Raw genomic sequence first — 13397 nt, 5'->3', positions numbered from 1 at the left:
TTGAACAGCATGAAGGAGTTGAACAGGTTTGGTTATCGTTGGTTTTTCCTATTGTCAATGCAAATAAAACAGAAGCACTATTGGTACTTGACCTCTCTAAGTCTTATGGCGAACATCTTAATAATTTCAACTCTCCACTTATGACAGTCGTGTGGATGATGCAGGTTTTCTTAATTCTTAGTTTGAACTTACTGATTTTTCTGGCGTATAGATATTATAAAATACGTAAAGAGCTCATTATAGATACTTTGACTTCTGTATATACAAAGCAATATTTGGAAGAATTTTTTAACAAACACAGTGTAGACAGTTATGATGCTATGCTCATAGACATAGATGAATTTAAAGAAATCAATCAAAAGTTCGGGCATGAAGCCGGAGATCGTATTATCATCGAATTTACGAAAACGTTGTTGGGTACATTGTCTGAAGACTCTAGAGTCATACGTGTAGGAGGAACAGAGTTTTTGGTGATCGTCCCTAAATTGAATAACAATATAGAACCATTGGCCAACAACGTATTTAGAACACTACAGGAAAAGAAATATCTTATAGAGAATGAAGTGATATCTGTAACTGTCTCTATGACTGCAATGCGCATTCCAGAAGAGACTACATCCATACAGAATATACAAAGACTCTTAGATGAAAAGCTTTTAAAGGTAAAAAACAAAGGTAAAAATGATGTAGCCATTTTAGGCATAGACCATATTGATAATGTAAAGTACAGCAATATAGACTATATAAAAGAAGCATTGGAAGAAGAGAGACTTATTTGTCTTTATCAACCTATTTGTAATACTAAAACAAAAGAAATTGTAAAATATGAAACTTTGGTACGATTGACCGATAAAGAAGATCCTGGAAAACTTATTTTGCCTTTTTATTTTATGGATGTGATAAAAGGTACAAGCCAATATATTAAAATGAGTAAACTTGTCTTTCGGAATGTATTTCTTACATTACACAGATATAAAGATGTGGAGATAAGTGTTAATTTGGATCTGGATGATCTTGATAATGGTGATATGATGAAACTTATCACAGAGAACTTATATGAAAATAGAGCAATAGCAGATAGGTTGACTTTTGAAATTCTTGAAGAACATGAAGTCAAAGACTATGGAAAAATAATGTTTTATTTACAGCAGTTAAAAGCCTTTGGTTCAAAAGTGGCACTTGATGACTTTGGCAGCGGATATGCAAGTTACAAGTACCTTATACGACTAGATATAGATATTCTGAAAATTGATGGAAGTATCATTCGTGAATTGCAGAGTACTCCTGAACGTGCTAAAACGGTTCTTAGATCCATACAGAAATTGGCTGCAACTTTTGAGTATGAACTTGTTGCAGAATTTGTTGCAGATGAAGATATTTATGACATGGTTAAAGAATTAGATATCCAATATGCTCAAGGATATTATTTAGGAAAGCCCCAGCCTATAGAAGTGTATTTAGATCAAAAAGACTAAGCACATTCACTCTTATAATTATTTTGCTATAATTATTGACTTTTATAAAAACAATTAGAGTGCAATATGAGTAGTATATATGAAGATATAGATGATAGAACAACTATAGTCTTCATTAACCTTCTAGTATCAATCGTGACTCAGTGTAAATAAGGACCAATATACGTGTTAAGTGCTGTTGAGAGAAAAATAGAACAATTTATAGCTGATTTGAATGATAAAGAGGTAAGTGGACTCTATGCTCAACTTCCTCACGGTAAGAGACTGCGCGCAAAACTTATTTTGAAAATAGCAGGGAGCAGTCTTGCTGTAGTAAAGACTGCTGCTGTTGTTGAGATGATACATGCTGCAAGTCTTTTACATGATGATGTCATAGATGATGCGTATACCAGACGTGCAAAACCTTCTCTTAATGCACTCTATGGCAATAAAACAGCCATCATGCTTGGAGATATCCTTTATTCAAAAGGCTTTTTAGAGTTAAATAATATTGGTCCTGATGTGGCTAAGCTGATCTCAAATGCTGTTGTAGAACTCAGCCTTGGAGAGCTCAAAGATGTTTCACTTTCAAAAACATTCAACTTAGATAAAGAGGTATATCTTGAGATGATATACCAAAAAACAGCTTCGCTCATGGAAGCCAGTGCCGGGGCTGCAGCATTGCTGGCAAGTAAGCCCAAAGATGCATATATGACATACGGTAGAAACCTGGGTATCGCATTTCAAATGATTGATGACCTGCTTGATATCACTGCAAATGCAGAGACATTGGGTAAACCTGCTTTACATGATTTTGAAGAAGGGAAAACAACACTTCCATATATTTACCTTTATGAAGTCTTAGATAGTGGTGACAAAGAGAAACTAAGATCATTGCATGCAAAAAAGCTCTCTACTGAAGAACAACTATGGATCAAAATGAAAATGCAGGAACATCAAGTGATCCAAAAGAGTTATGAAGAAGCCAAAGTACTTATAGTAGAAGCGATAAAATTGATGAATGAGAGAGGTGAAGATGCACTCTCAAGTATTGCGATGCAGATGATCGAAAGGGATTTTTAATGTATTATCAAGTAATGAGTTTTTCCCATAAAAATTGTGATCAGGGCATGAGAGAGAAATTGGCATTTGCTAATGATGAAGAAAAAATCGAAATGCTGAACCAACTGGTTGAGTTTGATTTTATCCATGAAGCATTTATTGTTTCAACCTGTAACCGTGTTGAAATAGTTTTAGCAACACGTGATAACTTTTCAAGTTATCACACGATATTGGGACTGATGAGTCAAAAGAGTGCATTGAACTTTTATGAGGTTAAAAGTTCAGGGGTGCGCTATGATGATGAAGAGGCAGTACAGCATATATTTTCTGTGGTTTCTTCTTTAGACTCTTTGGTTGTAGGTGAATCACAGATCACAGGACAGGTAAAAGAGGCGTTTATGCTTTCACACAGGAATGGAACTGCGGGACGTAAACTTAACCGTATCATCTCTTATTCTGTAAAGTGTGCAGCAGAAGTCCGTAATGCTACCAACATTTCTCAAAATCCTATTTCCATAGCTTCAGTCGCTGTGGCACAGGCACATAAACTTTTGGGTGACAACATGTCGGGTACGACAGCAGTTGTAGTAGGCGCAGGTGAAATGGGTGTACTTGCAACAAAACATTTGCTTAGAGCAGGATGTGATGTCGTGATGTTGGGAAGAGACCAGGAGAAGGTAGTACAAATAGCAGAAACCTTGGGTGAAAACGTTAAAGCAGGTACGATGGAGAAACTTCCAAAGTATCTGAACCGTTATCGTCTACTTTTCTCAGCAACTTCGGCAAGAGAGCACATCATCACGCGAGATCTTATAGAAAATGAAACGATACCAAGACTTTGGTTTGATATGGCTATTCCTCGTGATATAGAAGATATGGAGCTAGAGAAATTACAGATCTTTCGTATCGATGATCTTCGTGCTATTTCTCAGGATAATCATGCTTTACGTGAAGAGCAAGCTGTAAGAGCAACGGAAATAGTAGAGCAGTACAAAGAGGAATTCTATGGCTGGCTCAGAGCACTCTCTATAGAGCCGGTTATCAAAGAAATGAGACAGCAAGTCTCAGCAGCTATAGATACTGAGATGCAAAGAGCCCTTAAAAATGGTTTTGTTCCTGCCGAAGCTGAAGCCAATATGCGTAAAATGGCAGAGCAGATGTTTAAACGTTTTTTACATGAACCAACGCAAAACCTGAGACACTCTTCTGCAGAGAAGAAAAATGCAAACTGCATCGAATCAGTGAAAAGAATGTTCAATATCGATACAGAGAATATTGATCTAAAACAGTACAAAAATGACCACCATACAAAAGGATACAACGCGTGAGATTTTCAAGATTATTGATCCCAACAACTAAAGAGACACCAAATGATGCAACATTGGCAAGTCATATCTACCTTATAAGAGGTGGATTTATACAATCAGTAGGCGGAAGCGGACTCTACAATTTTTTACCATTAGGTAAAAAGATACTTGATAAAGTACATGCTGTTGTTAAAGAAGAGTTAGATAAAGCCGGATGTCAAGAGGTGAGCCTCTCTTTTGTTACGCCTGCTACACTTTGGGAAGAGAGTGGACGTTTAGAGAAGTATGGTAAAGAGTTATTACGTTTTAAAGACCGTAAGAACAATGACTTTATATTGGGCCCAACGCATGAAGAAATGATGGTAAACCTTGTGAGACAAACGGTTAAAAGCTATAAACAGCTTCCATTAAACGTATATCAGATCAATCTCAAATTCCGTGATGAGATCAGACCAAGGTTTGGTCTCATGCGTGGACGAGAATTTTTGATGAAAGATGCTTATAGTTTCCATGCTTCTACAGAAGATATGCAAAGAGAATTTGCATTGATGGAAGAGACGTATAAGAAAATATTTACACGTCTTGGACTGGAGTTTAGAGTTGTAGATGCAGACTCTGGTGCGATCGGTGGATCTGGAAGTAAAGAGTTTATGGTACTTGCTGACAGTGGAGAAGATACCATCGTAGTATGTGATGACTGTGAATATGGTGCAAACATAGAAGCTGCTATAGCAAAATCAAAACCATATGATGCCTCTACAGAAATAAAAGTCATTGCAATGAAAGCACTATATGATGAAGGTGTTACAAAAGTAGTGCATTTTGCCTTACCAGTATCTGTTGAACTACAAGAGGTAAAAGCATGTAATGCAGTCAATGCGAATGAACTTGTAGAACAAGAAGAGACTGACACTATAGGAACATTGGTTGTAGACAGTGCATTGGAAGGTGTAGACAGTCTAACAGCAGAGGAAAAATCATATGCCGACATATCAGCCGTTCAAGAGGGAGATTCTTGTGCTACTTGTGGTGGTTCATTGCGTTATACTAAAGGTATAGAAGCAGGGCATATATTCCAGCTAGGGACACAATACTCTGAACCGTTAGCCGCAAATTTTTTGGATGAAAACGGAAAATCAAAACCGATGGTCATGGGAACCTATGGTATAGGTGTGAGCCGTTTACTTGCAGCTATTATAGAGCAAAACCATGATGATAAAGGGTGTATCTGGACGAAAGAATCTGCACCATTTGATCTGCAGATCATTATCTCTAACATTAAAGATGATGAGCAGGTAGCATTAGGCGAAAAACTTTATGAATCGATGCTAGCCAAAGGTGTAGATGTCTTACTTGATGAGAGAAAAGACAGATTTGGTGCGAAAATGAAAGACTATGAACTTATTGGTGTACCTAATGCTGTGGTTATAGGTAAAAAACTGGTTGATGGTATAGTGGAGTTTTTGAGTAGAGACGGCATGATAAAAGAAGAAGTCTCTGTGGAAGATATAGCTAGTTTACTGGCTGAAAGATTTTAATATGATATTTTTGATCATACCCTTTTTCCTTATAGAACTCTACCTCTCATTAAAGACAGGGGAGAGCATTGGCTTTTTATGGTCAGTGATATGGATTATACTTAGTTTTGCACTAGGTATGATGCTTTTACAAAAGTCATCACAAACGATGATGGGCAATATGCAGTCTATGAGACAGGGAAAACTGGATATGAGAAGATTTCAAAATGCCAGTATGTCTTATTTTGTCGGTGCGATACTTCTTATAATTCCCGGAGTATTTTCTGATTTTTTAGGGGTAATAGCACTTTTTTACACGCTTTATTTACAATTTATTGCTAAAATAACACCCGAACAAACAACACATTTTACAAAACAAGGAGATGATAATGTCATTGATGTCGAAGTTATTGATGAGCACAGTCGCAGCGACCGTAGCTCTTAGTGCAAATGCACAACCAGATAATAAACTATTACTTAAATATGTTAAAAAAGCAGTGGTGAAAAACCCGGAAGTAAAAGTAAAAGGTGTGACAGTCCTTGAGTCTAAAACAGATGAAAGATTACCAGGGTGGACGATCCTGTTAACAACTATGGATCTAGAGTATCAGAAAAAAGAGATCCATGCACCAGAAACGATGTTTGTAAAAGATGGACTTGTCACAGGACACTTAGTGGACTTGAAAACAGGTAATGACTACCGTGACAACATTAAGCCTAGTGTGCCTCAGAGTTATTATAATGATGATCACTTACTGTTTGGTAACAAAGATGCAGAGCATAAAATACTGATCTTCTCTGATCCTCAATGTCCATTCTGTCAAGAATTAGTACCGGAGATCTTTAACACAGCCAAAGAAAACCCTACAAAAATAGCAGTCTATTATTATCACTTACCGTTGCTTCGTATACATCCGGTTTCAGATGTCTTAACACGCGTCATGCATGTTGCACAGCATGAGGGTAAGATGGATATAGTTGAAAAGATCTATTCACTCAAGATCAACCCAAGAGAAACAGATATGACAAAGATACTTTCTGCGGTAAAAACACAGACTGGGTATAGTGTAACTGCGGCACAGGTAAATGCTAAAGAAGTGAAAGAAGCAATGAAAGCAGATGAAATAGCTGCAGGTAAAATGATGGTTTCTGGTACACCAACTATCTATATAGATGGTAAGTGGGATAAAATGCGTAATGGACACAAAAATCTCATAAAATAATACAGACATCAAAATTTAAAACAAACAATAACTCAACGTTAGCGTAGTATATAGGGCTTTGCTCTATATACGATCATATAAGGTAAAAAGCAGTGGAAAAATTAATCATCGCAACTAGAGCAAGTAATCTTGCACTCTGGCAGGCATATCATGTAAAAGAGAGAATTGAAACATCGTTCCCTGAGATCACAGTCGAACTCAATGAGATCACTTCTAAAGGTGATAAGATACTGGACAAACCACTTGCACTTATAGGTGGGAAAGGGCATTTTACTAAAGAACTTGAAGATGAGATGCTTGAAGGGAATGCAGATCTTGCAGTGCATTCACTTAAAGATGTGCCTACCTATATCCCAGAGGGTTTGGAACTGTGTGCCATAACGACACGACAGGATCAGAGTGATGTATTACTTTCACATACCTATCAGAGTCTAGATACACTTCCTCTTGGTGCAACGGTTGGAACAACAAGTCTCAGACGACGTATGCAGCTTCTTGAGAAGCGTCCTGACCTGAAAGTAAAAGAGCTTAGAGGAAATGTTAATACAAGGCTTAGAAAGCTCAAAGAAGGGCAATATGATGCGATCATACTTGCCTATATTGGACTTCATAGACTTGACCTGTTGAAAGATATCCCTTTTGTAGAAAAGTTGGATTTTTTCATACCTCCTATGGGACAGGCTGCCTTGGGTATTGAAATTGTGAGTGCTAATGACAGGATCCGTGAAATTGCGATGACGTTAAATGATGAAAATTCTTTTATCTGTACAAAGTTGGAACGTGACTTTGTCTCTAAAATAGGAGCAGGTTGTTCTGCTCCTGTAGCTGTCAATGCGATCATTTCTGGTGATGATATCACTGTGAAGGCAATGTTGGGTTATCCTGATGGTACAAATATCATGCATAAAGAACTTACATCAAAGTTAAGAGAGTGTGATACATTGGGTCAACAATTGGCAGAAGCAATGATAGGTGATGGTGCCCTGGATATACTCGAAAAAGCAGAAGCAATAGCATTTAAAGATGAAATGCCAGAGAGACTATAGTCTACTCTTAAAGTGACTGCTCGCTTGAGCATTACACTGAGCAAATCGCATTTGTAGCGTAGTAAAGATAGGCGTTCTGCCTAGTTTACATCCTATTAAAAGAATACTCCCATAAATCCTCCAGCAACACCTGAAGCAGCATCTTTTGCAGCTTCACCCATTGGCATTTTTTCCATCATCTTCCGATTTCCTTTTCCTACCATTGAATCCATCTGTTTATCCATTTTATGTCTGATAAGTTTTTTCATATTGAGGTCTACTTCCGGATCATCCAATGCGCCATAGACTTTACCTGAAAATTCTTGCTCCTGCATTTTAAAATCAAAGTATGCATTAATGGTATTTTTATTAGTGTTCATGATGGTATTTGTTAAATAGAAGTGGCCTCTGTTATTGGCAAGTTTTAAATCTCCCTGTAAAATATCGTTTTGGTAACTTGCCTCTAAAGTACTATCATCAAACTCTTCCACAAGCATATTTACGTCAGCTTTTTTATAGATGTTACTGACCAGTTCTGAATGTAAGAATTTTGCATTTGTGAGTTTGGTATTCACTACCATACGATCTTTTATGAAGTCATAATTGACATTACCTGTGGTATCTCCATCTATCATAATTTGGAATGGAAATAAACTCATAAACTGTTTAAAAGAGACATCATTCAGGTCTATGTTCAATTTATCTTTTTCATAGACAAAATCAAGTATCCCTCCAAATGTTTTAGAAAGTCCCTGTATCTTAAAATGTTTATGATGGGTTGCTTCACCCATAGCGTAGAATGGACCATGATATTTATAGCCGAAGAGTTTTTCAAACGGTGTCAGATCTTTCACATCTATCACATAAAAAGCACTTGTAATATTTGTATCTGTATTACGAGATCCTTTTGTGATATTGAGCTTAGCATTTGCCATAGTGATATCGGCAGAAAAAGTTTGTTTGCTATTGTCAAGATCTATTTGAGTATGTAAAGAGAAAGGAAGTTTATCGAGAGTGCTCTTTTTAAGTGAATAGATGAGTGTACCTTTTTTACTTTCTTTACTCAGATATTCAAAATCTACGTGTAGGTCTGCCCTACCTTTAGGAAAGACTTTTTGACCAAGAAGTGTAGATAGTTTTACGGAGTGAATACCATTCAAGCCAAGGGTAAAATTCTCCAATCTATCATTGGTCTTGACACCATCAAAACTGACATGACCATCAAGGGCTTTTCCTTCTCCGCTGATATGTAAACGGGAGAAAGGACCGTTGACATGCCCCGTAAGATTGACATCATCTTCTATAGTATATAGATGACTGGGAAAACGCCCAGTATTCAGGGTATAGTCCATATTGGCCCAAGAGTCATTGATCAAGCCATTGAGTGTAAATTTGTAATGGGTGTTAAATGTCCCATTAAATCTAAGGTAAGTATCTTGTAACGCATTGCGCATAGGTGTAGCATCATCAATCATCATTACATAGGTTTTACCCTCAAGTTGATATTTTTCTGTTTTCAGGTCAATATGTCCTTCAAAAGATTTTTTTCTAGGATTGATCTTTGTGTGGTTTAACAACAAATGATTATTGCTGTTTGCCAAGCGTATATCACCAGATAATATTTCGTCTTTATATATGATGTCCAGACTACTGTCATCAAAAATTTCCTTGGCTATATTGATATCCATTTTTTCAGAGAGTGTGTCGAGAAGTTCTGAAGGTAAGAACTTTGTATTTTTGAGTTTGGTCTGTACTCTGATACTTTCTGTAAGAAAGTTATATTGTATCTGTCCTGTTGTATTAGCATCGAGCAGAGGAGTATAAGAGAGTTGTTTCATGATGTTTTTGAAAGGAACATCAATTAAATCGGCTTTCAGTGTGTCATTTTCATAAAGAAAATCAAACAAGCCGTCAAAGCTTTTTGAAAGACCCGTTATGATGACATGTTTATCAAACTTAACTTCACCAAGAGCATAAAATGGACCTACATATTTGTAACCTAATATCTTTTCCAAATGGCTTAGCTCTTTAATGTCCAGAGTATAAAAAGCTTGGGCCGTGTTCTTCTCTTGATCATAACGCCCTTTAGCAATCTGAAGTGTTAATTCTGGGGCAGTGACATTCATGATAAATGTTTGATCATTATTATCTATATCTATTTCTGCATGTAGATCTACCATTAAACCAAAGAGATCACTCTTCTTTACATCATAGGATATTTGACCTTTTTTACTCTCTTGACTTATGATGTCAAAATGTATACGGGCATTTGCTTTGCCGTCTAAAAGAGCAGTTTGACCAAGCAGTGTAAAAAGCTTACTTGAATTCATATCATTTAAAACAAGGTTGATATCTTTAAAGGTATCTTCATGTTTCAGCCATACATAACTGATATTGCCATCGAGTGCTTTTCCTTCACCGGTGACCTTTGCATTACCTAAAGGGCCATTTATATGACCTGTGATGTTGATCTCATCATCTATAGTACAGATATCACTCTGAAGACAGCTGCCTGTAAGTGTGTAATCCATATCAAGATGATTGTTTTGCAGGAAGCCTTTAAGTTCAAGGTTATATTTATCTTCAACGATCATATCTGCTTCAAGATAAGGATACTGCCGTACATCTATAGATTCAACATCTATATCTAAACCTGCCTTCTTGGTAAGTATATAACTTACGGAACTATAAATCTGCTGATTTCCCAAAGGCGTATAGAGAAGGTAAAAAAGTATAAGGGATATAAAAATAATAATAAAAATAATATATTTTATAGTAGTTAACATAGTTGAAGTGACCTTATATACTTTTTATTATCATACCATAATCATCTTGTGTAAATTACTTTATAGATATAATATTTTAGAAAAAAAGAGGATCAAAAATGCAAGATGTAATACAATGGCTTAAAGATAATGGTAATTTAAAGATCATAGATGAACCACTAGATGTGGAACTTGAAATCCCTCATGTAGCCTATATAGAAGTCAAGACAGATGACTCTCGTCCTATACTTTTTACAAACCCAATTAATAAAGCAAAAGGTATAGAGTATGATATGCCTGTACTGATGAATATCTTTGCCAACAAAGAATTGACAGAAAAGATCTTTGGTAAGCACCCTGATGATGTCGCAGAGGGTATAGATCAACTTCTTAAGCTTAAGCCACCTAAAGGGCTGAAAGCAAAGTTAGCGATGGTCCCTAAACTTTTCTCACTTAAAAATGTCTTTCCAAAACGTTTAAATTTTAAAGGGGAGTGTCAGGAAGTGATCATTCCTAAAGATGAGGTAGACTTAGATAGATTACCGATACTAAAAACTTGGGAAGAGGATGGTGGAGCATTTATCACAATGGGACAGGTCTATACAAGAAGTCTTGACGGAGAGATGCAAAACCTTGGAATGTACAGACTTCAGCAGTATGATAAAAACAGACTGGGGATGCACTGGCAGATACACAAAGATGCTTCCCACTTCTTTGACCAGTACCAAAAAGCAGGGAAGAAGATGCCTGTAACAGTGGCAATTGGTGGTGACCCTCTCTACATTTGGTGTGGACAAGCTCCAATGCCTCATGGAATGTTCGAGATGCTGCTGTATGGTTTTGTACGTAATAAAAATGCCCAACTGGTCAAGTCCATCACCAATGACATTTATATTCCTCGTGATGTGGATGTGGTCATAGAAGGTTTTGTGGATCCTGAACTCACAGAAATAGAAGGACCATTTGGTGACCATACAGGTTACTATACTCTGAAAGAGCCTTTCCCGGTGATGGATGTTGAAACTATTACGATGAAAAAACATCCGGTATTCCAAGCTACTGTGGTAGGAAAACCACCATTGGAAGATAAATATATGGGGTGGGCAACAGAACGTATTTTCTTACCGATGCTTAAGCCTATGGCACCCGATCTCATAGACTATAATATGCCTGAAAATGGCGTTTTTCATAATCTTATACTGGCAAAGATGAAAACACTTTACAAAGGGCATGCACAGCAGTTCATGCATGCATTCTGGGGTGTAGGTCAAATGAGTTTTGTAAAACACGCACTTTTTGTAGGAGAGGATGCTCCCGAACTTGAAGAGAGTGAAGCGTTGGCTATGCACATACTTAACAGACTCGATAAAGATAAGATCCTTATCACGCAAGGTATAGTGGATCATCTTGACCACTCTTCTTCAGAACAGTTTGTAGGTGGAAAATTAGGCGTAGATGCAACAGGAGATGAAGTTGAAGAGGGTGTAGAAGAGTTACTTTCTGATGAAGATCTGCTTGCCAAGATGCAAGAAATAAGCAAAAGAGTCATTGGAGTTAAACAATATATGACAGAGACTAAAACACCTGTCTGTGTGATCACTGTTGATAAGAAGAAGTCTCAACTAAAGCTTATTAAAAAACTCAAAGTCTTAAAAAGACATATCAAGCTCCTAGTTATAGTAGATCATGTCAATAATGATCTGAATGATACCTATATGCTTATTTGGCGTGTGGTAAATAATATTGATGCAGGTAGGGATGTCATACTCACGCCATTTATAGCCATAGATGCGACCAATAAAAGTGAAGTTGACGGTTATGAAAGAGAATGGCCTGGAGACACTTTCTGTACAAAAGAGGTACTTGATAAGCTACAGGAAAAAGGGCTTATAGATATAGATGAAGCGTTTATTAGGAAGTTTGGGTTGTTGCCGTTTTAAATCTCGAATATATTAAATATTAACCAGGAGTTTGGATTATGGATAAAGTTAAAATTCAAGAAATAGCTGATGAATCAGGTTTATCAAATGGAGAATTATTAGATAAAGCCAAAGAATTAGGCTTTGATGTAAGAGCAGCCAATAGTACTATCCGTATGCAAGAGGCAGGTGTTCTCATTGATTATGCAATTAGTGGAACATTACCAAAAGGTTTTAAGAAACCAGGTGAAAAGTCAAATATTAAAGTAGTAAAGAAAAAAGTGGTAGTACCTTCAGCTAATGTTCCACATACGACTAGGGGCTTGGGTGAAATCCTTGGTGACGTTGAAGAGGCATATGAAAAAGACTTGGTAAATGTTAAGAATACTAATTTATATAATGAATTAAAAATATTTTTTGATGAAGTATATAGTAAACGTATACATATTTCATGCTTAGAATTACCTATATTAAAAATTTTACTTACTAAAGATGATTGGTTTTCTCGTGATGAACTCTTAAAAGAATTAAAAATTTATGGTCAGTTTAACAGGGGTTATTTATCACTTGATCATTTGTGGTCACAACGTTTTGGAAAAGGAAAAGAAGCATTTCTTCTAAATAAAATAGTAGAGCATGATGCAACTGTAACAGGGAAAAAGAAAAGTAAATATCGTATAAAGGAAAATGTACATACCGTATTAAATGAGCTTGTCAAAGAATATAATATAGAAGATGTTAAATCTTTAATTGAAGAACGTTTGGACTATGCTAGTAAAAAAGGTAAAGCCAAAATTCCAACAAAAATAAATATTGATTCTAAAAATGAGGAAAGGAAAAGAAAATTCACTACAGAATCAAAAGGCATAACCTATACATTTCTATATAAAAATATCCTCCTAAAAGGTGTCCCCGGGACTGGAAAAAGTAGAACACTTAAAAAGATAATAGATGATCAGTTAAATTTAAAAGAGCATTACGATACAAATGTGCTAAGGATAAATATACACGCTGCATCATCTAATGCAGATTTGATGCAAGGTATAGGTATTAGTAGTAATAATGATGGTCATATAGAGTATAAAGAGAAACAAGGGCTTATTTTAGAGCTTATAGAAAGAGCTA

General features: G+C 36.3%; 10 protein-coding genes. 9 read left to right on the top strand and 1 reads right to left on the bottom strand.

All coding sequences use genetic code 11. The features are described from left to right. The 7 genes from ABYK33_RS08515 to hemC form a co-directional block, all read left to right on the top strand. On the top strand, positions 1-1475 hold a 1475-nt coding region (locus tag ABYK33_RS08515; protein WP_373032702.1), incomplete at its 5' end, for an EAL domain-containing protein. A gap of 165 nt (positions 1476-1640) precedes the next feature. Further along, positions 1641-2537: a polyprenyl synthetase family protein gene (locus ABYK33_RS08510; RefSeq protein ID WP_373032701.1), complete on the top strand. Its 897-nt coding sequence runs from the start codon at positions 1641-1643 to the stop codon at positions 2535-2537. Beyond that, entirely contained in the window at positions 2537-3844 is a 1308-nt protein-coding gene (hemA, locus tag ABYK33_RS08505; protein WP_373032700.1) for a glutamyl-tRNA reductase, read from the top strand. The genes ABYK33_RS08510 and hemA overlap by 1 nt, the downstream gene beginning before the upstream one ends. Beyond that, positions 3841-5361: a proline--tRNA ligase gene (proS, locus tag ABYK33_RS08500; RefSeq protein ID WP_373032699.1), complete on the top strand. Its 1521-nt coding sequence runs from the start codon at positions 3841-3843 to the stop codon at positions 5359-5361. Before hemA ends, proS begins: the two co-directional genes overlap by 4 nt. Before the next feature lies 1 nt (position 5362). Next, complete coding sequence (locus ABYK33_RS08495) at positions 5363-5785, top strand: FxsA family protein (RefSeq protein ID WP_373032698.1); 423 nt, start codon at positions 5363-5365, stop codon at positions 5783-5785. Further along, positions 5730-6563: a DsbA family protein gene (locus ABYK33_RS08490; RefSeq protein WP_373032697.1), complete on the top strand. Its 834-nt coding sequence runs from the start codon at positions 5730-5732 to the stop codon at positions 6561-6563. Before ABYK33_RS08495 ends, ABYK33_RS08490 begins: the two co-directional genes overlap by 56 nt. Before the next feature lie 92 nt (positions 6564-6655). Beyond that, positions 6656-7609: a hydroxymethylbilane synthase gene (gene hemC / locus ABYK33_RS08485; RefSeq protein WP_373032695.1), complete on the top strand. Its 954-nt coding sequence runs from the start codon at positions 6656-6658 to the stop codon at positions 7607-7609. Positions 7610-7704: 95 nt separating this feature from the next. Here the strand turns inward: hemC and ABYK33_RS08480 are convergent, their stop codons facing one another. Then, positions 7705-10374: a hypothetical protein gene (locus ABYK33_RS08480; RefSeq protein ID WP_373032693.1), complete on the bottom strand. Its 2670-nt coding sequence runs from the start codon at positions 10372-10374 to the stop codon at positions 7705-7707. Between the two features lie 98 nt (positions 10375-10472). On the opposite strand from ABYK33_RS08480, the gene ABYK33_RS08475 reads away from it, so the two are divergent. Together ABYK33_RS08475 and ABYK33_RS08470 are read left to right on the top strand one after the other, a co-directional pair. Next, positions 10473-12293 (top strand): menaquinone biosynthesis decarboxylase, encoded by a 1821-nt coding sequence (locus ABYK33_RS08475; protein ID WP_373032692.1) that lies wholly within the window; start codon positions 10473-10475, stop codon positions 12291-12293. Between the two features lie 38 nt (positions 12294-12331). Then, positions 12332-13397, top strand: a 1066-nt coding sequence (locus tag ABYK33_RS08470; RefSeq protein WP_373032691.1) for a translation initiation factor IF-2 N-terminal domain-containing protein, incomplete at its 3' end; no start/stop codon positions are given.

It is taken from the genome of Sulfurovum sp. (assembly GCF_041562805.1).
GTDB lineage: Bacteria > Campylobacterota > Campylobacteria > Campylobacterales > Sulfurovaceae > Sulfurovum.
Note: the sequence above shows the minus strand (reverse complement) of the source record. Positions and strands in the feature narration are given on the sequence as shown.